Below are 25,978 nucleotides of genomic sequence, written 5' to 3' on the forward strand. Positions count from 1 at the left end.
TTTCATTGCAAGGGACGGACTGCTCCTCCACGCTCTTTTTTTGATGTGAAAGTGTTTGCTTTCGATATTTTTCCTTACCTTTGTAAATACAAACGGCGGCACCATACAATCGGAATCAGGCATCTTGTCATTTCGTCCGGTTTGCTGTGACCGGCGCTTTGAAAGCACGTAACACCTTATAAGTGTGAATAAGCAAATGAAAAGGTTATTGTACTGGATATTGGGCATCCTGCTGTTTCCCGTGGTTCTTTTCATTGTTCTGGCGGTTTTGCTTTACATACCGCCGGTTCAGAACTGGGCCGTGCAGACCGTAGTGTCGTCGGCATCGGAAGCCACGGGCATGGACATCAGCGTGCGCCGCGTGTCGCTGGTGTTTCCGCTCGACATTGGTGTCGATGGATTCAGGATGACCCAGCGCAACGACTCGTTGCCGCAGGTGCGCGACACAATTGCCGACGTGGGCCGCCTGGTGGTCGACGTAGGCCTTGGCCAGTTGCTTCGCAGCAGGCTGACGGTCGACGCCCTCGAGCTCACCGACGCCCATGTCAACACCGCCGGTTTCATCGCCACCACCCGCGTGCGCGGCCGCATAGGGCGGCTTAGCCTTCACAGCCGCGGCATCGACCTCCGATCGGGAACGGCCGAGGTCAACGATGCCAGGCTCGCCGATGCCGATGTGGTGGTGGAGCTGTGCGACACGGTGGTTCCCCCCGACACCGCGTCGGCCCCCACGCCATGGCGCATTAACGTAGACCGGCTGGCCATAGAGCGCACCGCCGTGGCAATACACACGCCGGGAGACACCATCAGCGTAAGGGCGCGCACCGAAAGGCTCACCGCCGCCGCCGCCGTAATAGACCTTGAGCGTGGCCGCTATACCGTGGGCACGATAGAGTGGGCAGGCGGCACGGTGGCGTTCGACAACAACTTCGCCCCGCGTGCCGACGGCCTCGACCCCAACCACATAGCCCTGAGCGGCATAGCCATAGGCATTGACTCTGTGTTCTACGAGTCGCCGCAGACACGGCTCAACCTGCGTTATTGCCGCATGGACGAGAAGAGCGGCATAAGGCTTTCCGACCTGAAGGGCCGGGTGCTCATGGACTCCGTGCGCCTGAGCCTGCCTTCGCTATCTTTGCGCACGCCCGACTCCGACCTCAGGGCCGAGGCGTCGGTGGACTTCAGCGCCATGGATGAGCGCAACCCGGGCAAGATAGACCTGCGCTTGCTGGCCTCGGTGGGCAAGCAAGACATCATGCGCTTTGCCGGGGGGCTGCCGGGGCAGTTTGTCAGGGCATACCCCGACAGGCCGCTTACGGTGCGTGCCACAGTGAGCGGCACCGTGCGCGACCTTGACATTGCCGGCATAGATGTCAGTCTGCCCACTGCCTTCAGGCTGTCGGCGTCGGGCAAGGCCCACAATGTGACCTCCGCCGACCGCTTGCGTGCCGACGTCAGGCTCACCGGGCGTACGGAAAACCTGGCCTTCGTCACAGCTTTGGCCGGGCCCCAACCGGCCTTCCGCATACCCCGTGGCATAGCTCTTGATGGGCGTGCCACCGTAGACGGCAACGCTTATTCGGCAAGGTTGTCGGCGCGCGAGGGCGTCGGGCAGCTGACGGTCGACGGCCGTTTCAATGCCGCCACCACCGCCTATGAGGCCCGTCTGGCCGTTAACGGTCTCAATGTGAGCCATTTCCTGCCGCAAGACTCTGCTTTCACCGTATCGTGCAGGGCCGAGGCTGCCGGCCGGGGGCTCGACTTCCTGTCGCCGTCGAGCCGGTTGCGCGCCAAGCTGGCTGTAGATACGCTGGCATACGGGTCGCTCGGGGTGGGGCGGCTTGAGGCCGGTGCCACGCTCAGCGGCGGCAAGGGGCACGTCAGCGTGGCCGGCACCAATGCCCTGTTCGACGGCAGCGTCGATGTTTACGCGCTGCTCAACCGCCGCAAGGTGCAGACTACGCTCGTGGCCGACCTGCGCAATGCCGACCTCTACCGCATGCACCTGACAGGGCAACCCCTTTCCACCGGCATCTGCGCACACCTCGATTTCGCGTCGAACCTGCGCCAGACGCACATGCTCAAGGGCTCTGTGGCCGACATAAGGATAGAGAGCGGCAAGATGAAGTTCCACCCCACAGACATCAATGTCGACCTGTCTACAAGCCCCGACACCACGTGGGCCATGGTAAGCAGCGGCAGCCTCGACCTGAGGCTGGCGGCGCGAGGCGGCTATGAGGCCATCATGAAGCACGTGGAGCGCATCATGGCCGAGGCCGAGCGGCAGCGCAAGGACAAGGTGATAGACCAAGACAGGCTCACGCAACTGCTGCCTTACCTGCAGCTGAGGCTGGCCAGCCGCGACGGCAACCCGTTTGCCAACTTCCTCAAGACCAAGGGCGTGGTGTTCGACGACCTCTTCCTAGGCCTCAACTCGTCGCCCGAGCGGGGCCTCAACGGCAACATGCACCTCTATTCGCTCGTGGCCGACAGCACCATGATAGACACCGTGAGGTTCTACGTGGCGCAAGACTCGGCCTCGCGGCTGCGCTTCGTGGGGCGCGTACACAACCGCAAGGACAACCCGCAGCTGGCTTTCACCACTCTTCTAAACGGCTATTACTTCGAGACCGAGGCCGGGCTCGACGTCAAGTTCTACGACGCTGCCGACAGCCTGGGGGCGTATCTCGGGGCAAGGGCCGAGATGTGTGACAGCGGAATCAATGTGCGCCTCACGCCCGACAAGCCAGTGCTGGGATACAAGGAGTTCACCCTGAACACCGACAATTACATATTCCTGGGCCGCGACAGGAGGGTGCATGCGCGCGTCGACCTCATTGCCGACGACTATACGGGCGTGAAGATTTACACGGAAGACAGCAATCCCGATGTGCTTCAAGACTTGACGGTCAGTCTCAACAAGTTCGACTTAGGCAAGATTACGGCGGTCTTGCCGTTCGCACCGAGCATAGGGGGGCTGCTCTTCGGCGATTTCCACATCATACAAGACAAGGAAGAGAAGCTGACGGTAATGTCCGACCTTACCGTAAACGACTTTTCGTATGAGCATAGCTACATAGGCAACGTGGGAAGTGAGTTTGCCTATCTCATGCGCGACTCCGGGTCGCACTTCGTTGGCGCACGCCTGAGCCACAACGACGCCGAGGTGGGCCTGCTGCGGGGCAAGTACACCGATGCCGACGGGGGCCGCATCGAGGCCACATTCAACATGAAGCGCCTGCCGCTGGCGCTGGCCAACGGCTTCATACCCGACCAGATAATAGCCTTGTCGGGATATGCCGACGGCGAGCTGACGGTAAACGGGGGGCTTGACAAGCCGCAGATAGACGGCGAGATATACCTCGACTCGTCGTACATCACGAGCGTTCCCTACGGCCTTAAGCTGCGCATGGACAACGATCCGGTGCGCATCGTGGGCAGCAACCTGCTTTTCGAGAACTTCACGCTGTACTCACACAACAACAACCCGCTCAACATCTACGGCAACGTCGACTTCTCCGACCCCTCACGGATGACGCTCGACATGCAGATGAGGGCTCGCAACTACCAGCTTATCAACGCCAGGAAGCGCCCGAGCTCGGTGGCTTACGGCAAGGCCTTTGTCAATTTCAACGGCCGCATGAACGGGGCTCTCGACAGGTTGAGCATGAGGGGGCAGCTCGACGTGCTCGGGACGACCGACCTGACGTATGTGCTGAAAGACTCGCCCCTAAGCTCCGACGACCGCTTGAGCGAGCTTGTGACGTTTACCGACTTCCGCGACACGACCAAGGTTGTGAAGAGCAGCGCCCCGCAAATGGGCGGGCTCGACATGGAGCTGATGCTCAACATAGAGCAGGGAGCGCGCATCATGTGTGCGCTCAACGCCGACCAGTCTAACTACGTCAACCTCGAGGGAGGCGGCGAGCTGCGCCTCGTTTACAACGACATAGACAACTTCCAGCTCTACGGGCGCTACACGCTCAACGAGGGAGAGATGAAGTACGCCCTGCCGATAATCCCGCTAAAGACCTTCCATATACAGCAGGGCAGCTACATCGAGTTCAACGGCAATGTGATGAACCCGCGACTGAACATTGCCGCCACCGAGCAGGTGAAGGCAAACGTGCCGTCGGAGTCGGGCAGCAGCCGCACTGTGCTGTTCGACTGCGGCGTTAAGGTGACCAAGACGCTGCAGGACATGGGCCTGGAGTTTACCCTCGACGCCCCCGAAGACATGACATTGAAAAACGAACTGGCGGCCATGAGCGTGGAGCAGAGGGGGAAGATTGCCGTAACGATGCTCACCACGGGCATGTACCTGGCCGATGGCAACACCGGGGGCTTCTCGATGAACAATGCGCTCAACTCGTTTTTGCAGAGCGAGATAAACAGCATCACCAACAGCGCCATGCAGTCTATCGACATGAGCGTGGGCATGGACCAGAGCTCCGACGCCTCGGGCAACACCCGCACCGACTACTCTTTCAAGTTTGCAAAGCGCTTCTGGAACAACCGTTTCAGCTTCATCATTGGCGGCAAGGTGTCGTCGGGCTCCGACAATGCGGCGTCAGGCACCCAGAACGAGGCGTTCATCGACAACGTGTCGCTCGAGTACAGGCTCGACCAGACGGCCCAGCGCTATGTAAGGCTGTTCTATAACAAGAACGCCAACGACCTGCTTGAAGGCGAGATCACGGAGTATGGCGCCGGTTTCGTATGGAGAAAGAAGATGGCAAGCCTAAGCGAGCTGTTCGACTTGCGCAGCAAGAAGCGAAAGCAACGCGAGAGGGCGGAACAAGATTCGATTAAAAGCAATGAGAAAGACTATTGACATACTGCTGTCGGCTGTGGCACTTTGGGCGCTTGCCTCGTGCTCCACGACCAGCAACCTGCCCGACGACGATATGCTGTATACGGGCATGAAGAAGACGCAATACGTCGTGGCAGACTCTGATGCCAACTTTGACAACGTGAAAGACGAGGTCGAGGCGGCCCTGGCATGCAAGCCCAACGGCTCCTTGCTGGGCAGTCCTTACTACCGGTCGCCGCTACAGATAAAGCTTGCCGTGTTCAACAAGTATGCCAACGCCGACTCGAAGTTCGGGCGCTGGATGCGCGACAAGTTTGGCTCGGCGCCCGTGTTGCTCAGCTATGTGGCCCCCGAGACGCGCGCCCTCGTGGCCAAGAACCTGCTCAGGGCCAACGGTTACTTTGACGCGCAGGTGGCCTACGGCATCATTCCACAAAAGAACCCAAAGAAAGCCAAGCTCAGCTACATTGTCACCCCGGGCAAGCTGTACACCATCGACACCGTGAAGTATGTGGGCTACGAGCCGGCGGCCGACAGCCTGATACACGCCACGGCCGCGCAGAGCGGCCTGAAGCCCGGCAAGCCGTTCGCCACGGCGGCCCTCGATGCCGAGCGCAGCAGGCTGGCCACGCTGTTCCGCAACAACGGCTATTATTTTTACAGCGCGGGCCACGCCGTGTTCGTGGCCGACTCGGTGTCCAATCCCGGCAAGGTAGAGGTGCATGTGCAGCCGGCGGGGGGCATGCCCGAGCTGGCCAAGCGCAAGTGGTACCTGGGCCGTCTGCGCGTCAACCTCAGGCGCGACATGGGTGAGCAGCTCACCGACTCGTTCGTTCACCGCTACCTGTCCATCTATTTTGCCGGCCGCAGTGTGGGCAAGAAAATACCCATACGCCCGGGGGCTGTGCTGCGCGACGTAAAGCTGAGGCCGCGGCAGCTGTTCAGCCAGGATGCCTACATGGAGTCGGCCAACAACGTCAACAGCCTCGGCATGTTCAGCCTGGCCGACTTCTCGTTTGCACCACGCGACACTACAGCCAACTGCGACACGCTCGACATGACGCTCAACTGCGTGCTCGACAAGCCATACGACGGCTCGATAGAGGCCAACTACTCGCTGAAGAGCAACGACCGGACAGGCCCGGGCCTCGTGCTTGGGCTTACCAAGCGCAACGCCTTCCGCGGGGCAGAGAAGCTCACGGTAAACCTCAAGGGCTCATACGAGTGGCAGACGGGCAGGAAGGTGGACGGCAACAGCTCTAAAATCAACTCCTACGAGTATGGCGCCGACGTGTCGATAGAGTATCCGAGGCTCGAGACGCCGTTCAAGCTGTTCCGGCGCCACCGCTTTGCGTCGACGCCCTCGACGCTGTTCTCGCTTTCTGGCAACGTGCTCAACCGCGCCGACTATTTCAAGATGCTCACCGTCACAGGGGCAGTGACGTACAAGTTCCAGACTTCGCCCAACTCGATGCACGAGTTCAGCCCCTTCCTGCTCGACTACACCATGCTGAACCACACCACCGAGGCGTTCGACTCTATCATGGATGCCAATCCCGCGATATACGTGTCGATGCGCAATCAGTTTGTGCCGAAGATAAAGTACACGTACACTTACACCAGCCCTGCGTCATACCGCAACCCCGTGGCATGGGAGCTTAGCCTCACCGAGTCGGGCAACCTGCTCTCGCTGGGCTACATGGCTGCCGGCAAGAAGTTTAACGACAAGGAGAAAGACCTGTTCGGAAATCCGTTTGCACAGTTTGTCAAGGTCAGCACCTCGCTGCGCAAGACGTGGTCGCTGGGATACAAGTCGCAGCTCGTGGGCCACGTGGCCGCCGGCGTGCTCTATGCTTACGGCAATTCCGTGCGCGGCCCTTACAGCGAACAGTTCTACGTGGGAGGCGCCAACAGCATCAGGGCGTTCACCATACGCAGCATCGGGCCGGGCAAATATGTTGCCCCTTCGTCCACGTATTCATACCTCGACCAGACCGGCGACATAAAGCTCGAGATGAACCTTGAGTACCGTTTCAACATCTTCGGGAGCCTGTATGGGGCTCTGTTTTTCGACGCTGGCAACATCTGGCTGATGAAGAAAGACGAAAACCGCCCCGACGCCGAGTTCCGCTTCGACACCTTCTGGCGCCAGCTGGCCACCGGCACGGGCCTCGGCGTGCGCTACGACCTCGATTTCTTCGTGCTGCGGCTCGACCTTGGCATAGCCCTCCACGTGCCTTACGACACCGGCAAGAGCGGCTATTACAACATTCCGAAGTTTTCCGACGGGCTCGGGGTGCACTTTGCCATAGGCTATCCGTTCTGAGCAGCAAGCCCGCTTTGTCAGCATTATTTGCCGGAAAAAGCCACCAGCCTACCGGCTCAAACAGCTGCCGTGGCGGCGCTTGGGCCCCGTTGGAAGCCGCCTGAGGCCGTCGGGCAGGGCAAAACGGCAAGGATTGAAAAGCCAAACGACCCGTCTTGCTGTGCATTACATGCCGTTTTGCACAGCAATGCGGGTCGTTTGGCATACGGGTTTTATCATTTCCGGCCGGCCATACGGCCCGTTTGGCCCTCCCCGGTGACGTCTTCGGGCGCGGCAAGTGCCGCTGCTGCCGTCGCAACGCCCTTAGGCAGAGGACGTTGAGCTACGTGTTCCGAGAGCGGCGTATTTGCCGCCGAGATGGCGGAAGCCGGCGTCCGCTTCATTCTCACGGGGCATGTTGTAAACAATATTCACACCTGCGGGCCACGGCAACGGGGCGGGTGGGGCCGTGGGCGCGGGGCCCGGCAGCCACCACATTGGGCCCCCTGCGCTCGGCCGCCATGCCGCCTGCTGTTCGTTTTTTGCATTGCAGGCATGCCCCACCGGCGCTTCCGCCATGCCTGAGGCATCCGGCGTGACGCTTGCCGACGGCGTGGCGGGCTGCACCTTCGCCGCGGCCGGCGGCCAATGTGCCGGCAGTTGAATGCCATCGCCTTGCGCCCCGGCGTCATTCTGGGGTTAAATAATATTAACTATGCGGCCGCATTGCTCCACTCTCAACTATATTTGTTACTTTTGCATAAACTAAGCATCAAACTTAAGCAACTATAAATAACACCAAATATAAAAGATTATGAAACCAACATTGTTACTCCTGGCCGCCGGCATGGGCAGCCGCTACGGAGGGCTCAAGCAGCTCGACGGACTCGGCCCCAACGGCGAGACCATAATGGACTACTCTATCTACGATGCCATCAAGGCCGGATTCGGCAAGATTGTCTTCGTCATCCGCAAAGACTTTGAGCAGGATTTCCGCGAGAAAATACTGAGCAAGTATGAGGGTCACGTGCCGGCAGAGCTGTGCTTCCAGAGCCTCGACGCACTGCCCGAGGGCTTCAGCTGCCCCGAAGGGCGCGTAAAGCCGTGGGGAACCAACCATGCCGTGCTCATGGCCAAGGACGTAATACACGAGCCGTTCTGCGTCATCAACTGCGACGACTTCTACAACCGCGACGCATTCATGGTCATTGGCAAGTTCCTTTCCGACCTGCCCGAGGGCAGCAAGAACGCCTATGCCATGGTGGGATTCCGCGTTGGCAACACCCTTTCGGAAAATGGCACTGTGGCACGCGGCATTTGCTCGAAGGACGACAAGGGCAACCTGACCACCGTGGTTGAGCGTACGGAGATCATGCGCGTAGACGGCCCGATATGCTATAAGGACGAACAGGGCGCCTGGGTGCCCGTCGAGGACAACACTCCCGTGTCGATGAACATGTGGGGCTTCACTCCCGACTATTTCGAGCACAGCGAGGCATACTTCAAGGAGTTCCTGGCCGACCCGAAGAACATGGCCAACCCCAAGGCCGAGTTCTTCATTCCGCTGATGGTCAACAAGCTCATCAACGAGCAGACGGCTACGGTCAAGGTGCTAGACACTACGAGCAAGTGGTTCGGAGTTACTTACTCTGCCGACCGCCAAGGAGTGGTAGACAAGATACAGAGCCTCATCGACGAGGGCGTTTACCCCGCCAAGCTCTTCTGAACTTTGTTCTTAGGTTTTAATCGTAACACGCCCATGGAGCCCAGCGCAACGCCGCAAGTGCCCCGGGGCGTGTTTTTTTGTTTGCTTTCGGCTTGGGCGCTGTTGTAAGTTTGGTCCTGAAAGCACTTGTGCCCGCGTGCGGCGTTAGTCCCGGGCTGTCTGCGGGGCACAAGCGTAAACGCCGTAAATCAGCACGTCGTGGCGGCCGGCAATGCCGAAAGCTCATGGGGCTGCGTCGGGGCAAGGCGCCGGGCAAGGCGCGGCGGTGATGATGCGGGCGTTTGGGTAGCAAGGCAACGGCGCCGAACCAGGCGCCAGGCTGTCTGTCGACCGGCGGTGGTTAAAAATAATTAGCATTTTTTTAGGCCATAAAACGAAAAAGTATTACCTTTGCGCCCGAATTGGTTCCGGCGCCGATACCTCGCGCCCCGGATTAAAAGGGAATCGGGTGGAACTCCCGGACAGTCCCGCTGCTGTGAAGCTCCGCTTACGTTCTGAAAGGAAACTCAACGCCACTGGCCTTTACTTGTGTAAAGTTCGGGAAGGTTTCAGAAACAGGAGTCAGTCAGAAGACCTGCCATTCGGTTAAGGCTGTACCGGCCCGTGGGTTGGCCGGACAAGTATGTTGTTAATATAATAAGGATGATTAGAAAGGTTTTAGTAGCCAACCGTGGCGAGATAGCGGTACGTGTCATGCGCTCGTGCCGTGAGATGGGATTGCGCACGGTGGCTGTGTTCTCGGAGGTGGACCGCACCTCCCGTCACGTGATGTATGCCGACGAAGCCTATTGCATAGGCCCGGCAGAGTCGCACGAGAGTTATCTTAACATCGAAAAGATTATCGCCGTAGCCAAGCATTGCAAGGCCGACGCCATACATCCCGGCTACGGCTTCCTGTCGGAAAACGCCGACTTTGTGCGCCGTTGTGACGCCGAGGGCATCATCTTCATCGGCCCCACCGCCGAGACCATGGAGGAAATGGGCGACAAAATTGCCGCACGGAAGCGCATGTTGGCCGCCGGCGTGCCTGTGGTGCCCGGAACCACCGAGCCGTTGGGCAGTGCCGACGAGGCTTTGCGCATCTGCCGGGAAATAGGTTACCCCGTGATGCTCAAGGCATCTATGGGAGGCGGGGGCAAGGGCATGCGCCTCATACACAGCGACGACGAGGTGAAGGAGGCCTATGATGCCGCCCGCTCCGAGTCGCTGTCGTCGTTTGGCGACGACACAGTATACCTCGAGAAGTTCGTCGAAGAGCCCCACCACATCGAATTCCAGGTTCTCGGCGACTCGTATGGCAACGTTGTGCACCTCTTCGACCGCGAGTGCTCGGTGCAGCGCCGCAACCAGAAGATTGTCGAAGAGAGCCCGTCGCCGTTCCTCACGCCCGAGCTGAGGCGCGAGATGGGCGCCAAGGCGGTGGCGGCAGCCAAGGCCGTCGGCTACAGGGGGGCCGGCACGATAGAGTTTCTGGTTGACAAGTACCGCCACTTCTACTTCCTCGAGATGAACACACGCCTGCAGGTGGAGCACCCCATAACCGAAGAGGTGATGGGCGTCGACCTCGTCAAGGAGCAGCTGCGTGTGGCCGACGGCGAGAAGTTGCGCTTCCGCCAGGACGAACTCTTCCAGCGCGGCCACGCCATCGAGTGCCGCATCTGCGCCGAAGACACCGAAAACGGCTTCATACCGTGCCCCGGCGTCATCCATCAGCTGACAGAGCCCAACGGCATTGGCGTGAGGATAGACAGCTATGTGTACGAGGGCTACGAGATACCGCTGTACTACGACCCGATGATAGGCAAGCTGATAGTGTGGGCCGTCACCCGCCAGTATGCCATAGAGCGCATGAGGAGAGTGCTGTATGAGTTTAAGATAACGGGCCTGAAGACAAACATAAGCTACCTGAGGCGCATAATGTACGCCCCGGCTTTTGTCAAGGGCGAGTATGACACGTCGTTCCTTGAAAAATATTCACGTTCGTTGCAGCGTCCCAACGGCGGCAACGAGGAGATAGAGAACATGGCCATGGTTGCCGCCTACGTCGACTATCTGTTCAACCTTGATGAAAACACGCCCGTGCGGACGGTCGACTCGCGGCCCATCAGCCGCTGGCGCGAGTTCGGGTTGCAGAAAGGTGTGCTCAGGATATAACAGCGGCTGCAAGCCGTGGCCGGCGGTGCTGTAGGCGCGCCGGCCGGTGTGCGGGCCCTCGTTGGGCCCCCGGGCCATTGCCGCCGGGCAGGGCCGGGCATTACGGTGGCCCGCCTGCACGTTGGCCTATTAACCGTTTTAACTTAATAAGAAAATATGGAGATACACATAGGAGACCGTGTCGCCGACGTGACACTGGTCAGCAAGGAAGGCAACAGGGTGGAGCTTACCATCGACGGCAAGCCGGTTGTGGTTGACATAGTGATGGCCGAAAACGGCAGTTGCTCCATCCTTCACGAAGGAAACTCGTACAACGCCGAGCTCATAAGGGGCGAGGGTGGCAAGAGTTACGATGTAAACATGTTCTACCGCTCATACCATGTGGATGTGGTAGACACGCAGGCAAAGTACCTGCACCTGCGCAAAGACTCGTCGGAGCGCCAGTCGGACAAGATTGTGGCACCCATGCCGGGCAAGGTTGTAAGCATACCCGTGGCCGTGGGCGACAGGCTCAAGGCCGGCGACATAGCCGTGGTGCTCGAGGCAATGAAGATGCAGAGCAACTACAAGGTGAGCTCCGACTGCACCGTGCGCAGCATATTGGTGGCCGAGGGCGACTCGGTACAGGATAACCAGACGTTGATTGAATTGGACTTAAGCAAGGAAGAATGAACAGAGAAGAAGTATATGCCCGGTTTGAGGAACTGGACAAGAGGGCTGCCCAGGGTGGCGGGCTCGACAAGATTGAGAAGCAGCACGCTTCTGGAAGGATGACGGCGCGTGAGCGCATCGACATGTTGCTCGACAAGGGCACGTTTTGCGAGGTGGACAAGTTTGTGAACCACCGCTGCACCCGCTTCGGAATGGACAAAAAGCAGATACCGGGCGACGGCGTGGTATGCGGCTACGGAAAGATAGACGGGCGCATGGTGTTTGTCTATGCCTACGACTTCACCGTGCACGGAGGGTCGCTCAGCGAGACCAACGCCGCCAAGATTGTCAAGGTGCAGCAGATGGCGCTGAAGACCGGGGCGCCCATCATCGGCCTGAACGACTCGGGCGGCGCACGCATACAGGAAGGCGTCAGCAGCCTGGCAGGGTTCGCATCGATATTCTATCAGAACACCATGGCGTCGGGCGTCATACCGCAGCTCACGGCCATACTCGGCCCGTGTGCCGGAGGCGCTTGCTATTCGCCTGCCCTGACCGACTTCATTTTCATGGTCGACGAGAAGAGCCACATGTTTATCACGGGCCCCGACGTGGTGAAGGCTGTGACCAACGAGGAGGTGGACAAAGAGACTTTGGGCGGCGCCTACACCCATAGCAACAAGAGCGGGGTGGCCCACTTCATGTATTCGTCGGAGGAACAGACGCTCATGGAGATGCGCGAGCTGCTCAGTTTCCTGCCTCCCAACAACATGGAAGACGCCCCTGTGGCACAGTGCACCGACGACGTGAACCGCAAGGTGGAGAGCCTGCAGACCGTCGTGCCCGAAGACCCCAACCAGCCTTACGACATCAAGGACGTTATAGAGCCGGTGGTAGACGACAACTATTTCTTCGAGGTCATGCCGCACTTTGCCAAGAACATCGTGGTGGGCTTCGCACGGCTGGCAGGCCAGACCGTGGGCATCGTGGCCAACCAGCCGGCCTTCCTTGCCGGAGTGCTCGACATCGACTCTTCCGACAAGGCCGCGCGCTTCATACGCTTCTGCGACTGTTTCAACATCCCGCTCGTTACCATTGAAGACGTGCCCGGTTTCCTGCCCGGTACGGTGCAGGAGCACGGAGGCATCATACGCCACGGGGCCAAGATTGTTTATGCCTACGCCGAGGCAACGGTGCCCAAGGTTACCCTGATTACACGCAAGGCTTACGGCGGGGCCTACATCGTGATGTCGAGCAAGAACACCGGCGCCGACGTGTGCATGGCATGGCCACAGGCCGAGATTGCCGTCATGGGGGCCTCGGGGGCTGTGAACATTCTCTACCGCAAGGCGTCGGCAGAAGAGAAGGCCGCCGCCGCCGCTGCCTACGAGGAGGAGTTTTCCAACCCGTACCGCACGGCTGAGCGGGGGCTCATCGACGAGGTCATCATGCCTCGCGACACGCGCCGCAAGCTGATATGCGCCCTCGAGATGTGCCGCAACAAAAACCAGAGCAACCCGCCGAAGAAACACGGCAACATGCCGCTGTAGCAGCTGCGTCGGCAGATGCTTGTGCACGGGCCGCCATGCCACCGCCTCAAGGTGGCCGGGCGGCCCGTGTTGTAATGGCTTGGGGCATGTGGCAGGCGACTGATTTTGTCGTAATTTGTTACCGTGTGGCCCCGTCGGTGCAACCGCCTGGCACACAGCGCGTTGGCGCATGGGCGTGGTGGCGCTGCAAAACGGCCCCGATAGCCCTGCCAAACGGGCCGTCCGGGCTGCCCGGACGGCCCGTTTGGCAGGGCGATGCCGCCGCCGCGGCCCGGCCGCGCCGGCATTGTCGTGATTTGCGCCTTGTCCGGCTCCGGCCGGCTTTTGCCGCGCCATCCTGCCCGCCGGCATATTTTAATGCCGCTGATGACGTTTTTTGCCAATAAATAAGTATCTTTGCAGCTGTTATGCTTAAAGATTTGTTATCGCCTGCCGAATGCGGCATGCTGCGCTCACTTATAGACGGCGCACACAATATAGTGATTTGTTGCCACGTCAACCCCGACGGCGACGCCATAGGGTCGAGCTTGGGCTGGGCCGAATACCTGAAGACGCTCGGCAAGGAGCCCGCCATAGTGGTGCCCGACCAGTTTCCCGACTTCCTGCAATGGATGCCGGGCACGGACACCATAGTGCGTTACGACAGGCGCAAGGACGAGGCCGACGCCCTGTTTGCCGGTTCCGACCTGGTGTTCTGCCTTGATTTCAACCAGCCTTCGCGCACCGACGCCATGGCCGACGCCCTTGTGGGGGCTGCCGCGCCAAAGGTGATGTTCGACCATCACCTGGCTCCCGACATGCCCGGATGCGCACTCATGGTGTCGCGCACCGAGATGTGCTCGACGAGCGAGATTGTTTTCAGGGTGGTGTGGCAGCTCGGGGGCTTCGACAGGCTGGGGGCGGCATTCGCCGCGCCGGTGTATTGCGGCATGATGACCGACACGGGGGGCTTCACATACAACAGCACCCGCCCCGGCATATACTTCATTATAAGCCAGTTGCTGACCAAGCAGATAGACAAGGACAAGATATACCGCAACGTTTACAACAACTACAGCGAAAACAGGCTCAGGCTCGTGGGGTACGTGCTCTACCGCAAGCTCGTGGTAGACAAGGCGCGCCACGCCGCGTTCTTCACGCTCACACGGCGCGACCTGCTCGATTTCCACTTCATAAAAGGCGACGCCGAGGGACTGGTGAACATACCGCTGCAGATTAAGGGGCTCAAACTGTCAATATCGTTGCGCGAAGACCGCGACCGCGACAACCTCGTGTGGGTGAGCCTGCGCTCCGTCGACGACTTCCCGTGCAACAAGGTTGCCGAGATGTTTTTCAACGGGGGTGGCCACCTCAACGCCTCGGGCGGCAGGCTCAACTGCAGCATCGACGAGGCCGTCGAGATAACCAAGAGGGCCATAGCACACTTTGAACCGACGTTAAAGTAGCCTAATAATGCCCTTCGTTGCAAAGAATTTATTAACTTTGCCACGCTATTTTTCCATTACCCGCAGTGGCTGCCGCCGGCATGCAGGGCATTGGCGCCGAAGCGCCCGGGCCGCCACTGTGGACAAAATGTTTGAAACGACAATGAAGAAGACTTTTTATGCCGTGCTCGCCATGGTTGCCGTGCTGGCTTTGGCTTCGTGCAACGACTACGAGACCTATGGCGAGAAGAAAGAGAAAGAACAGGATGCGATAAACGCTTTCATCTCCGAAGAGGGGATAAAGGTGATAGGCGAAGACCAGTTTCATGCGCAGGGCGACTCCACCAGCGTCGAGGACAACGAGTTTGTATACCTCGACAACAGCGGCGTATACATGCAGATAGTGCGCAAGGGGTGCGGCGACGAGCTTGAGGAAAACAAGCAGGTCAACGTGCTGTGCCGCTACACCGAATACAACATACTCGACCGGGCCATGCAGACCCGCAACGACTACGACGCGCGCAATTACGACAAGATGACCGTTGTGCGCACCGGGGCCACCTACACGGCCTCGTTCGTCAGCGGGGTTATGTATTCCACTTATGGCTCTTCGGTGCCTACAGGCTGGCTGGTGCCCTTTACATACATCAACATAGGGCGGCAGAACACTCCCGGAGAGGAGATTGCCATGGTCAAGCTCATCGTGCCCCACTCACAGGGGCAGACGTATGCCTCGACCAACGTTTATCCGTGTTATTATGTGATAACTTATCAGAGGGAAAGATAAATGACGCTTATAAAATCAATATCCGGCATACGCGGCACCATCGGGGGCCGCACGGGTGACACGCTCAACCCGCTTGACATAGTGAAGTTTACCACGGCTTACGCCGCCTTCATCAGGCGTGGGTGCAACAGCGGGCGTTGCAAGATAGTGGTGGGCCGCGATGCCCGCATCTCGGGCGAGATGGTGCGCAGCATTGTCTGCGGAACGCTTCTTGGCATGGGCTTCGATGTGGTTGACATAGGGCTCGCCACGACGCCGACCACCGAGCTCGCCGTGCGCATGTCGGGGGCCGACGGGGGCATCATCATCACCGCCAGCCACAACCCGAGGCAGTGGAATGCGCTCAAGCTGCTAAACAGTGAGGGCGAGTTCCTGACCAAGGCCGACGGCAACGAGGTGCTTGCCATGGCCGAGGCCGAAGACTTCTGCTATGCCGACGTCGACCATGTGGGCCGTTACGTGCAGGATTCGTCGTATGCACGCCGCCATGTCGAGTCGGTGCTGGCCCTGTCGCTTGTCGACGTTGAGGCTGTGCGCAAGGCCGGGTTCAAGGTGTGTGTCGACGCCATCAACAGCGTGGGCGGCGTCATCTTGCCTGAGTTGCTCGACAGCCTTGGCGTTGGCTACAAGATGCTCAACGGCGAGCCCACGGGCGACTTCGCCCACAATCCGGAGCCTCTTGAGAAAAACCTGGGCGGGATAATGGCCGAGATGCGTGGCGGGGCCTACGACCTTGGCATTGTGGTCGACCCCGATGTAGACAGGCTTGCATTTATATGCGAAGACGGAAAGATGTTTGGCGAGGAGTATACGCTGGTCAGCGTGGCCGACTACGTGCTGGCCCACACGCCCGGAAACACCGTGAGCAACCTCAGTTCCACCCGCGCGCTGCGCGATGTCACTGAGCGCCACGGGGGGAAATATGCTGCTTCGGCCGTTGGCGAGGTCAATGTGACCACGCTGATGAAGCAGACGGGGGCCGTCATCGGTGGCGAAGGCAACGGCGGGGTAATATATCCCGAGAGCCATTACGGGCGCGACGCCCTGGTTGGCATAGCCTTGTTCCTGTCGGCCTTGGCCCACAAGGGGTGCAAGGCGAGCGAGCTTCGTGCAGGGCTGCCAACCTATTTCATGGCCAAAAACCGCATTGACCTCACGCCAGACACCGACATAGATGCCATATTGGAGCGCGTTAATCAGATGTATAAAGACCAGAAGGTGAACGACATCGACGGTGTGAAGATTGACTTCCCCGACAAATGGGTTCACCTGCGCAAGTCGAACACCGAGCCGATAATACGCGTTTACAGCGAGGCCCCGACAATCGACGAGGCCGAGGCCATCGGAAAGGAACTGATGCAGGTGGTTTACGACATGCAGCAGAATGCATGAGCCGTCGCCTGCTCGTAATCAACGGCAGCCCGCGCCGTGGCGGCAATGTGGCAACCATGCTCGAGGCCATTGAGCGCGAGGCTGTTGGCAAAGGGTTCGACGTCGCCGTCGTGCGCATGGCCGACCTGCATGTGGCTCCATGTACGGGGTGCATGGCTTGCCGGACCAAAGGCTGTTGCGTGCTTCCCGAAGACGATGCGCACCGCACGGCTGCGCTTTTGCGTGATGCCGATGCCGTGGTTGTGGGAGCCCCTTGTTACTGGGGCAACATGCCGGGGCAGCTGAAGGTGCTGTTCGACCGCATGGTCTACGCCATGATGGGCGAGGGGAAGCGTGGCTTGCCGCGCCCTCTGCACAAGGGCAAGCGGGCCATTATCGTGACTGCATGCACCACGCCGTGGCCTTTCAACATCCTGTTCGGCCAATCGGCCGGCACCGTCAGGGCCTTGCGCGAGATACTGCATTACAGCGGTTTCGGCATTGTCGGCACCGTGCAGCATGGCGGAACGAAAGGGGCGCCGCTGGTAGGAGCCCGCAAGTTGCGCCGTTGCGCCAGGCTTGTGGGCAGGCTTTAGCCTCGATGGGGCGGCGTGGCACACGGGCTTCTATATCCTGTAGCCGACTGTGCGGGCCTGAGCCTTTGCCCGAGTTGCAGGGTGTTGCGTGGCTACAAAGCAGCCGGCATGATGCCGCAAAGGGTGCTTGGGCGTTTGGCCGGCGTGCCACAAGCGCAATGATTTTGTTTGGCGGCCATACGCACAGTGTTGGTTTAGCGGCGTTGAGCGACATGCCGATTGGTTGGCCATGGTGTCAACGCCGCCATACGGGAGCCGGGCTTGCGCCCCGTTTGCCGTTTCCAGGCTGTGTCTATAGCGTGTAAGATACTCCTATCGACAAGTAACCGCGCAGTTTGTTGTCCATGAATTCGGAGCGCGAGTCGTAATATCTGACTCCTATGCCGACGTTGGTGCCGAGGTCGCCCTTGCGTTTAGAAAGGCAGAGGTAGCCGTCGTAATATACGTATTTCCAGTCGTCGCTTTTCAGCGAAGCGCCGCCCGAGGCTTTCAGCGACAGCGCACACGTGTTGAAGTGCAGCATCTCGAAGCAGGCAAAGGCTCCTGCAGTGTTGTTCTTGGCAAACGTCCGCGCGTCGCCTTCTTCCATGAGGGCTATCGACTGCTCTATGCGCAGCCCGGCTTTCAGCCAGTTGGTGAAGCCGTAGCCAACGTCGAGGCCCAGTTCTATCGGAGCAAACGACATGTCGTAGAACGAAGAGTGGGCGTCGACACCAAGCGTCAGTTCTTTCTTTTGTGCCTGAGCCGCTGCCGCAAAGCATCCTGTTAGCATCATGATGAGTGTAAACCTCCGTATTTCCATAAGCATAAACGGTTTTATTTGAAGAATATGTCAGTGTTCCATAACTTGGCGCTGCCGTCGGCCACGGATATTATTTATTGTATCGTGTGACCCTGCATGCCGTTTGCAATCGTTGTGCATGTTGTGTGCTTGCTTCACTTTTCCACCATTGCGTCATTGGTGCCAATGGCTGTTGCTTATGCGAGCGTCATGAGCGGAGCTGCTTCCTGTTTCATGATAGCAAGGTTTCAACCTGTAATAAATTGCGTTACAAAGTTATGGTTTTTGTGGAATTATTGCTCATATATTAGTTGAATTATAGTTGAATTGTGCTTTTCAACTTTTGTTCAACGGTGAATTTTTGCGCACGAATAACAGATTGTAATATATGGAATGTCAATGTTTACCTTTCAACAGCCATTTTGAAAGTTGACAACATGCAGTGATTTATTATTGAATATAATTCGGATGAATGTGTAATGTTATGCATGAAATGCGAAAAAATGGCCATTGTTATGGTTTGTTGGGTAAATTTTTCTACCTTTGTGTTACTGTTTTAAGTTGGTTTACGACCAATTGACAAGGTCTTTCATGATAGAAATCTATTCTAATTACGGATGAAGTCAATATTTATATTTCCTTTTATCCTGGTTTTGTCCAGCCTCTTTTCGTGCGGACATCAAGGTTATCCGTCTTCGCTTCTTATTGCCGACAGTCTTTGTGAGGCAAATCCTGACAGTGCCATTGCTTTTTTGTCTGGATTGTCTTCTCATCAATCTGAGTTTGACGACGATTCTCGTTGGTATTACAGGTTGCTTCGTCTTAAAGCCAAGTGCAAGGCTTATATAAAATATAATGAGGGTGATAAGGTTGAGGCCATGGCTGTATTAGACCATTACGAGAACAGTGGCGACCGCAATTTGTTGTCGCGTGCTTATTATTATGCGGGCAGTGTGGCCTATGATTTGGGGGATGCACCTGCTGGAGTAGAATATTTTCAACGTGCAATGGACGCATTGGCTGATACGACGGACTTGCAATTCCGCAGTGCTCTTAATTTCAGAATAGGTTTCTTATTGCTGAACCAAGGCGTGTATGCTCCTTCGTTAGATTATTTTAGAACATCATATCACTTGGAACAGATACGTAAAGACACTGCAATGATGGTTTATTGTCTCGAAAAGCAGGCTTTTGCTTATATGGATTCGCATAAGATTGATAGTGCGTTATTGTATTTTAATCGTGCCATATCATTAGCAAAAACTCAAAGAAACTCTCTGTTAGTTAAGCAGATAACAGCATCTTTGGCTTCTTACTATATAAAGAATAGTGAATATTCTATGGCTGATAGTTGTTTGGCACCATATATGGAGTATGTACATGATGCTGATAAAATGGTGTTTTATGGCCTTATGGCCGATGTATGCATGAATACAGGGAGATGTGATAAGGGCAATATGTATTGTTTATATTTATTAGATAAAGGGGATGTTTATTTCAAGCAAAAGGCCTGTCGGCTTCTTGTAATGTATCATTCGGCTCGGAATGACGTTCGCAATGCATCGCGATATATTGATTTGTATGACAAATACACAGACTCTGTAAGGGTGATTGAGGCTGCAGACGTGGTGGCCCGTATGAATGCGAGCTACAATTACAGCAACTATAAGACCAAGGCGGCCAATCTGGAAGTGGAGAATGCCAGGGCCAACATGTGGAAAATGCTTTATGGCAGCCTTGCTTTTGTGCTTGCGGCATTGCTGATAGTGGGTTTGTTGTGGGTTCGCAAAAGGGCCAAGGCGCGCGAAATGCGCTTCGAAATACTGAAGCGCGACATGGCAGAGCACAGCGATGCCCATATAAGAGAACTGGAGGGGCGCATGGCAGAGTTGCAATTGAAACTTGGCGAGGCCGAAAGGCATGGCGCACAACAGGCTCAGCAACTGGTTATGCAGCAGGCTCAGCTCGAAGCCCTTGTAGACATGGCAAACAGGCGGCGGTCAATCCGCACAACCATAAAGGAACGTCTGGCCGGTTCCTCAATATATATGATGGTGAGGGATGCAGCTGCTGCCGGTGCAATACTGTCTGATTCGGCATGGGATGAGCTTGATTCGTTTGTCAACGAACTGATACCCGGTTTTAAGGCGAGTCTTTATGGCATCAGCAAACTGAGCAAGCAAGACTACCACCTGTGCCTGCTTATCAGGCTCGGGGGGCTGAGCGGTACAGACATGGCCACGGTCATGGGCAGGACAAAGAGTGCGGTGTCGAAAGCAAAAACCAAGTTGCAAGAGCGTTTTATCGGTTCCGGTCGTGAGGCAGGTAACCTTGACGACTTCATTGCTTCGCTGTGATAACGCCATTAGGCAACTGTCGGCTTGCGTTGATACGGGCGAACCCTAAGCCAGCTTGATGGGCTTTGGTTGCAGCCGACGGTTATAAGGCGCGCCAAATGCACGTTGTAGCGCTATGCGAAAAGCTGTGGCTTGGCTTGCCAACGGCCCGCTGTCGCAGTGTGTTGGCTGTCAGTTGGTTACACTGCCTTTGCGTCCGCGGCTCGTTCGGGAGAATAAAACTTAGCCCCGTCTGTGCCGTGGCCGTGACAGTTGACGGGCCGGCTCCACAGTCCCCTAAGCCTGTTGCAGGTGGTATATAGAGCCATTCGTCTGTCAATTGCGTTAAATATCGTGTACAATATAGCCAAAATACAGAAAAAAGTTATAACTTTGCAGTCGTCACGCACGGCCGTCTGCGGCTCGCCGACAAACAGGTAACGCCTGCAGGTTCGGCCCGCCAGTGTTCAGGCCGACATTAAACTATCAAATAACTATTATGGCAAGTACACCGGATTTCAAGTATGCCCCAATGTTCCAGTTGGGTAAGGATGAGACAGAATATTACCTCCTGAGCAAGGATGGTGTGTCGATGGGTGAGTTTGAAGGCAAGCCCATTCTCAAAGTATCGCCCGAGGCGCTGACCATGCTGGCCAATGCCGCCTTCCGCGACGTTAATTTCCTGCTGCGCCGTTCGCACAACGAGCAGGTGGCAAAGATACTGGGCGACCCCGAGGCCAGCGACAACGACAAGTATGTTGCGCTCACTTTCCTGCGCAATGCCGAGGTTTCGTGCAAGGGCAAGCTGCCTTTCTGCCAGGACACAGGCACGGCCATCATCCACGGAGAGAAGGGCCAGCAGGTGTGGACAGGCTTCTGCGACGAGGAGGCACTGTCGCTCGGCGTCTACAAGACATACACCGAGGAGAACCTGCGCTACTCACAGAACGCCCCGCTCACCATGTATGACGAGGTGAACACGCGCTGCAACCTGCCCGCACAGATAGACATCGAGGCCACCGAGGGCTGCGAATACAAGTTCCTCTGCGTGGTCAAGGGGGGCGGTTCGGCCAACAAGACATACTTCTACCAAGAGACAAAGGCCCGCATACAGAACCCAGGCACGCTTGTCCCCTTCCTTGTCGAGAAGATGAAGACGCTCGGCACGGCCGCTTGCCCGCCTTACCACATAGCCTTTGTCATCGGCGGCACATCGGCAGAGAAGAACCTGCTCACGGTAAAGCTCGCCTCGACACACTATTACGACAACCTGCCAACGACGGGCGACGAGACAGGGCGCGCCTTCCGCGACGTGGAGCTGGAGAAGCAACTGCTCGACGAGGCCCACAAGATTGGCCTTGGCGCACAGTTCGGCGGCAAGTATTTCGCCCATGACATACGCGTAATCCGTCTGCCGCGCCACGGCGCCAGCTGCCCGATAGGCCTCGGCGTGAGCTGCTCGGCCGACCGCAACATAAAGGCAAAGATAGACAAGGACGGTATATGGATAGAGAAACTGGACGACAACCCCGGCTCGCTCATACCCGAAGAACTGCGTAACGCAGGCGAGGGCAATGCCGTGCGCATAGACCTCAACCAGCCCATGAGCGAGATATGCAACATACTTTCGCAGTATCCCGTGGCCACACGAGTGAGCCTCAACGGCACCATCATCGTGGCACGCGACATCGCCCATGCAAAGCTCAAGGCCCGCCTTGATGCCGGCGAAGACCTGCCGCAGTACTTCAAAGACCATCCCGTGCTCTACGCCGGGCCGGCAAAGACGCCCGAGGGAATGCCCTGCGGATCGATGGGCCCAACAACGGCCAACCGCATGGACCCCTACGTAGACGAGTTCCAAGACCACGGCGGTTCGATGGTGATGATAGCCAAGGGCAACCGCACGCAGGTGGTCACCGACGCCTGCAAGAAGCACGGCGGCTTCTACCTCGGAAGCATAGGCGGCCCGGCTGCCGTGCTCTCGATGAACAGCATCAAGAGCATTGAGTGCGTAGAGTATCCGGAGCTCGGAATGGAGGCCATCTGGAAGATAGAGGTTAAGGACTTCCCCGCGTTCATACTTGTTGACGACAAGGGCAACGACTTCTTTAAGCAACTGAAGCCTTGGGCTCCCGTGTGCGGCAAATAAATGCAAGACATTAGTCCTCACCTCGACCCGGGGCGGGGACTATTTTCTTTACTGATAAGATATGAAAAAACTTGGATTGACATTAGCATCAATGGCGCTGCTCTTTAGCTCTGTCAGGGTGGGGGCAGTGCCGGCCCAGTCTGTATGGCGCACGTTCACGCAGTCTGATGGCACAACAATAACCGTGCGCCTGTGTGGAGATGAGAACATGCACTACTACCTCACAGAGGATGGCGTGCCACTCTTGCGCGATGCCAATGGCGACTTCTGCTATGCCGATGCGTTGGGCTTCAGCCTGAAGTCGTCGGGAGTGGTTGCCCACGAGCAGGCCCGCCGTTCGCCCCAGGAGCGCAGGCAGGTGTCGTCGCTCGCTTCGGTTGAAGCCGTGGTCAAGCGTTCGGCCAGGGCTGCTTACGTGGCCAAGCGCCGCGCCTCAAACCGAACGGCAACGAGGGCTCTGGCCGACGGCAGCGAGCATCGGGGCCTTGTGGTAATGATGGAGTTTCCCGACAAGAGGTTTTACGACGCTGACGCAAATGGCGTATGGGGCGACATACTCAACAAGGAGGGCTTCAACGACTTCGGGGCCAACGGCAGCGTGAGCGACTATTTTGCCGACCAGAGCGCCGGACTGTTCAACCTGAAGTTCGACATCATAGGCCCTGTCATGGCAAAGCACAACCGCAATTATTACGGAGCCGACTATTCGGGCACCAGCAGAGACTCGATAGGCATGATAGACATTCATGTCGGCGAGCTGGTGGTTGAGGCTTGCGATGCGGCAAAGGCCGCCGGAGTCAATTTCCGCGATTACGACTGGGATGGCGACGGCGAGGTAGACCAGGTGTTTGTGCTCTATGCCGGCGGCGGACAGGCCAGCACTGGCAATCCCACAAGCTTCATCTGGCCTCACGAATACTATGTGTCGGCCTACAGGCAGTGGCCCGACGGCTATGAGGTAGACGGAGTCAAGATAGACACCTATGCCTGCGGATGCGAGCTCTATGGCATTGAGACATACAACCGCGGTGAGCTCAGCGGCCTCGGAACGTTCTGCCACGAGTTCTCACACTGCCTTGGGTTGCCCGACTTCTACAATACTACGGGCGGAGACGACATGCTCGGCGATTGGGACCTGCTTTCCAGCGGGTGCTACAATGCCAACGGATGGTGCCCGCCAAACTATACCATACATGAGAAAGAGCTCAGCGGATGGGCCCAGGCCGTAGAGCTGACAGAACCGACGACGGTCACCGGGCTTCTGCCTATGAGCGACGGAGGCACCGCCTACAAGGTGCGCAACGACTGCTATGGCGACGTCGACGAGTATTACCTGCTCGAAAACCGGCGCATGACAGGCTGGGACGCCTACGTGCCCGGCAACGGACTGATAGTGATGCATGTTGATTATGATGCCGATAAATGGTATTACAACAGCGTGAACGACGACGAAGACCACTTCGGCGTGGCCATCATACCGGCCAGCGGCATTTATGACCCCAACTCGTCGCGCGTGACTTATCCTTACAACAGGCGCGACTCGCTCACCGACAACTCTCGTCCGGCAGCCACGGTGTTCAACACCAACGTGCGCGGAACGAAATTCATGGGCAAGCCCATAACGCACATAAGGCGCGACAATGCCACGGGCGAGGTGTCGTTCGACTTTATGGGCGGGGCCGACAACTCCGGCATTGCAACCGTCGAGACAGCCACCGACGGCTTGCTGGAAGGCAATCCGGCAACGGTGTTCGATGCTTCGGGCCGGTGTGTGGCCCGTGTCGACGCCTATGACGGGCTGCCAGACATGCTGCCCGCAGGTGTATATATGGTGAAATCAAGTAACGGAACAACAATAAAAGTAATAAAACAATGACGGCAAAAGGCGGGAGGCTCTTCTCCCGCCGCCGTTTCAGCCCGGAAAGAAGTATATATTCACAAATCATTTAATGGACGAAATATTCATCATTATTGGCCTAATCCTACTCAATGGTGTGTTTGCCATGTCGGAAATTGCATTGATTTCCGCCCGAAAGTCGAGCCTTTCTACCGATGCTGACAGCGGGCTGCGCTCTGCGCGGTATGCGCTGAAGCTGGCGAAAGAGCCCGACCGTTTTCTTTCCACCGTCCAGATAGGCATTACGCTCATCGGAATCCTTACCGGTATTTACTCAGGCAACAAGGTGGCGGTCATCTTTTCTGAATGGCTCGCCGGCATTGGGGTGACCTCACATTACGCGTCTGTGCTCTCGCAGGCCATCATCGTGATTGTGGTGACCTACCTCACGCTTATCTTCGGCGAGCTTGTGCCTAAGCGCATCGGGCTCACCGTGGCCGAGAAAGCCGCCAAGCTGGTGGCCGTGCCCATGTACGGCCTGTCGCTTGTGGCCTATCCTTTCGTGTGGCTTCTGTCTAAGAGCACCTCGCTCATCTTCAGTCTTACGGGCCTGAAGGACAAGGGCAGCAAGGTGACCGAGGAAGAGATAAAGTCTATAATACGCGAAGGGGCCGAAGACGGAGAGGTGCAACCGATGGAGCAAGACATCATGCGGCGTGTGTTTCTCGTAGGCGACCTCGAGGTGGATGCCATAATGACGCATCGCAGCGAGATAACATGGCTCGATTGCTCGATGACGGCCAACGAGGTGAGAGAGATAATCAAGGAGAACATGTATGCCGTATACCCCGTGGCCGAAGGCGACCTCGACCACGTGAAGGGCATCGTTTCGATAAAAGACCTGTTTCTCACGCTCGGCAACAACGACTTCGACCTGCGCAAGATAATGCACAAGCCTACCTATTTCTACGAGAACACCGATGTGTACAAGGTGCTTGAAGACATGAAGGCGCAACACATAAGCACAGGGTTGGTGTGTGATGAATTCGGATCGTGCATAGGCATAATCACCCTTAATGACATTCTTGAGAGCCTTGTCGGCACGGTGCAGGAGCCGGCCGAGGAGGAACCGTACATCATACCGCGCAAGGAAGGCGAGGAATGGTTTGTCGACGGCCAATGCCCCATGTATGATTTCTTGAGCTATTTCGGCGAGGAAGACTTGCTCGACGACGAGGACTACAACACCGTGGCCGGGTTGTGCCTGTTCCAATTGGACCATGTGCCCGACTGCGGAGAAACTTTCGTGTGGGAGTCTTTCAAGTTTGAAGTCATCGACATGGACGGGGCGCGCATAGACAAGCTGCTTGTGACCCGGGTAAAAGAGCCGTCTAAGGAGCAGGACGATTGACCCCGGCAGGCCGTTCGGGGCCACTGTGGTTTGGTTGTGTTGCCGTGTTGGTTGGCAGCCGCCCTTGCCTGTGGCTTTGAGGCATGA

15 protein-coding genes and 1 riboswitch are annotated in these 25,978 nt (G+C 57.4%); of the genes, 14 read left to right on the forward strand and 1 reads right to left on the reverse strand.

Annotation, left to right across the window (positions count from 1 at the left end; all coding sequences use genetic code 11):
* Window positions 1-196 precede the first annotated feature (196 nt).
* The 10 genes from M3089_RS04215 (at window position 197) to M3089_RS04260 (ending at window position 17,377) form a co-directional block, all read left to right on the forward strand.
* Window positions 197-4,834: a translocation/assembly module TamB domain-containing protein gene (locus tag M3089_RS04215; protein WP_249081904.1), complete on the forward strand. Its 4,638-nt coding sequence runs from the start codon at window positions 197-199 to the stop codon at window positions 4,832-4,834.
* Window positions 4,818-7,139 carry a translocation and assembly module lipoprotein TamL gene (tamL, locus tag M3089_RS04220; RefSeq protein ID WP_249081906.1) on the forward strand — a complete coding sequence of 774 codons (2,322 nt, stop codon included), beginning with the start codon at window positions 4,818-4,820 and terminating at the stop codon, window positions 7,137-7,139. Before M3089_RS04215 ends, tamL begins: the two co-directional genes overlap by 17 nt.
* 793 nt (window positions 7,140-7,932) lie before the next feature.
* Window positions 7,933-8,844 carry a glycosyltransferase family protein gene (locus M3089_RS04225; RefSeq protein ID WP_205108453.1) on the forward strand — a complete coding sequence of 304 codons (912 nt, stop codon included), beginning with the start codon at window positions 7,933-7,935 and terminating at the stop codon, window positions 8,842-8,844.
* 384 nt (window positions 8,845-9,228) lie between these two features.
* A riboswitch (cobalamin riboswitch) is annotated at window positions 9,229-9,440 on the forward strand.
* A gap of 46 nt (window positions 9,441-9,486) precedes the next feature.
* On the forward strand, window positions 9,487-10,998 hold the full coding sequence (accC, locus tag M3089_RS04230) for an acetyl-CoA carboxylase biotin carboxylase subunit (protein ID WP_249081907.1): 1,512 nt from the start codon (window positions 9,487-9,489) through the stop codon (window positions 10,996-10,998).
* A 156-nt stretch (window positions 10,999-11,154) separates the two neighbouring features.
* Entirely contained in the window at window positions 11,155-11,670 is a 516-nt protein-coding gene (locus M3089_RS04235; RefSeq protein WP_249081909.1) for an acetyl-CoA carboxylase biotin carboxyl carrier protein subunit, read from the forward strand.
* The gene (locus M3089_RS04240; RefSeq protein ID WP_249081911.1) at window positions 11,667-13,199 is read left to right on the forward strand and encodes an acyl-CoA carboxylase subunit beta; all 1,533 of its coding nucleotides are present in this window, start codon (window positions 11,667-11,669) and stop codon (window positions 13,197-13,199) included. Before M3089_RS04235 ends, M3089_RS04240 begins: the two co-directional genes overlap by 4 nt.
* A gap of 407 nt (window positions 13,200-13,606) precedes the next feature.
* The gene (locus tag M3089_RS04245) at window positions 13,607-14,644 is read left to right on the forward strand and encodes a DHH family phosphoesterase (protein WP_249081913.1); all 1,038 of its coding nucleotides are present in this window, start codon (window positions 13,607-13,609) and stop codon (window positions 14,642-14,644) included.
* Between the two features lie 142 nt (window positions 14,645-14,786).
* The gene (locus tag M3089_RS04250) at window positions 14,787-15,410 is read left to right on the forward strand and encodes a DUF4827 domain-containing protein (protein WP_205108463.1); all 624 of its coding nucleotides are present in this window, start codon (window positions 14,787-14,789) and stop codon (window positions 15,408-15,410) included.
* The gene (gene glmM, locus M3089_RS04255) at window positions 15,411-16,802 is read left to right on the forward strand and encodes a phosphoglucosamine mutase (protein WP_249081915.1); all 1,392 of its coding nucleotides are present in this window, start codon (window positions 15,411-15,413) and stop codon (window positions 16,800-16,802) included.
* Entirely contained in the window at window positions 16,799-17,377 is a 579-nt protein-coding gene (locus tag M3089_RS04260; RefSeq protein ID WP_205108467.1) for a flavodoxin family protein, read from the forward strand. The genes glmM and M3089_RS04260 overlap by 4 nt, the downstream gene beginning before the upstream one ends.
* Window positions 17,378-17,669: 292 nt before the next feature.
* Here the strand turns inward: M3089_RS04260 and M3089_RS04265 are convergent, their stop codons facing one another.
* The gene (locus tag M3089_RS04265) at window positions 17,670-18,185 is read right to left on the reverse strand and encodes a hypothetical protein (RefSeq protein ID WP_249081917.1); all 516 of its coding nucleotides are present in this window, start codon (window positions 18,183-18,185) and stop codon (window positions 17,670-17,672) included.
* Between the two features lie 590 nt (window positions 18,186-18,775).
* On the opposite strand from M3089_RS04265, the gene M3089_RS04270 reads away from it, so the two are divergent.
* The 4 genes from M3089_RS04270 to M3089_RS04285 all read left to right on the forward strand — a co-directional run bounded on the left by M3089_RS04270 (window position 18,776) and on the right by M3089_RS04285 (window position 25,891).
* Window positions 18,776-20,515, forward strand: coding sequence for an ATP-binding protein (locus M3089_RS04270; protein ID WP_249081918.1), 1,740 nt, complete (start codon window positions 18,776-18,778; stop codon window positions 20,513-20,515).
* A 478-nt stretch (window positions 20,516-20,993) separates the two neighbouring features.
* Complete coding sequence (locus tag M3089_RS04275) at window positions 20,994-22,643, forward strand: fumarate hydratase (RefSeq protein ID WP_205108473.1); 1,650 nt, start codon at window positions 20,994-20,996, stop codon at window positions 22,641-22,643.
* 76 nt (window positions 22,644-22,719) lie between these two features.
* Complete coding sequence (locus tag M3089_RS04280) at window positions 22,720-24,519, forward strand: M6 family metalloprotease domain-containing protein (RefSeq protein WP_249081919.1); 1,800 nt, start codon at window positions 22,720-22,722, stop codon at window positions 24,517-24,519.
* 73 nt (window positions 24,520-24,592) lie between these two features.
* Window positions 24,593-25,891, forward strand: a complete 1,299-nt coding sequence (locus M3089_RS04285; protein ID WP_205108477.1) for a hemolysin family protein — start codon at window positions 24,593-24,595, stop codon at window positions 25,889-25,891.
* The last annotated feature ends 87 nt before the right edge of the window (window positions 25,892-25,978 follow it).

It is taken from the genome of Marseilla massiliensis, from assembly GCF_023336985.1.
Taxonomy (GTDB): Bacteria; Bacteroidota; Bacteroidia; order Bacteroidales; family Bacteroidaceae; genus Prevotella; species Prevotella intestinigallinarum.

Coding starts and splice junctions, on each gene's coding strand:
- M3089_RS04215 (WP_249081904.1), top strand. CDS start 197: ATGAAAAGGTTATTGTACTGGATATTGGGCATCCTGCTGTTTCCCGTG.
- tamL (WP_249081906.1), top strand. CDS start 4,818: ATGAGAAAGACTATTGACATACTGCTGTCGGCTGTGGCACTTTGGGCG.
- M3089_RS04225 (WP_205108453.1), top strand. CDS start 7,933: ATGAAACCAACATTGTTACTCCTGGCCGCCGGCATGGGCAGCCGCTAC.
- accC (WP_249081907.1), top strand. CDS start 9,487: ATGATTAGAAAGGTTTTAGTAGCCAACCGTGGCGAGATAGCGGTACGT.
- M3089_RS04235 (WP_249081909.1), top strand. CDS start 11,155: ATGGAGATACACATAGGAGACCGTGTCGCCGACGTGACACTGGTCAGC.
- M3089_RS04240 (WP_249081911.1), top strand. CDS start 11,667: ATGAACAGAGAAGAAGTATATGCCCGGTTTGAGGAACTGGACAAGAGG.
- M3089_RS04245 (WP_249081913.1), top strand. CDS start 13,607: ATGCTTAAAGATTTGTTATCGCCTGCCGAATGCGGCATGCTGCGCTCA.
- M3089_RS04250 (WP_205108463.1), top strand. CDS start 14,787: ATGAAGAAGACTTTTTATGCCGTGCTCGCCATGGTTGCCGTGCTGGCT.
- glmM (WP_249081915.1), top strand. CDS start 15,411: ATGACGCTTATAAAATCAATATCCGGCATACGCGGCACCATCGGGGGC.
- M3089_RS04260 (WP_205108467.1), top strand. CDS start 16,799: ATGAGCCGTCGCCTGCTCGTAATCAACGGCAGCCCGCGCCGTGGCGGC.
- M3089_RS04265 (WP_249081917.1), bottom strand. CDS start 18,185: ATGCTTATGGAAATACGGAGGTTTACACTCATCATGATGCTAACAGGA.
- M3089_RS04270 (WP_249081918.1), top strand. CDS start 18,776: ATGAAGTCAATATTTATATTTCCTTTTATCCTGGTTTTGTCCAGCCTC.
- M3089_RS04275 (WP_205108473.1), top strand. CDS start 20,994: ATGGCAAGTACACCGGATTTCAAGTATGCCCCAATGTTCCAGTTGGGT.
- M3089_RS04285 (WP_205108477.1), top strand. CDS start 24,593: ATGGACGAAATATTCATCATTATTGGCCTAATCCTACTCAATGGTGTG.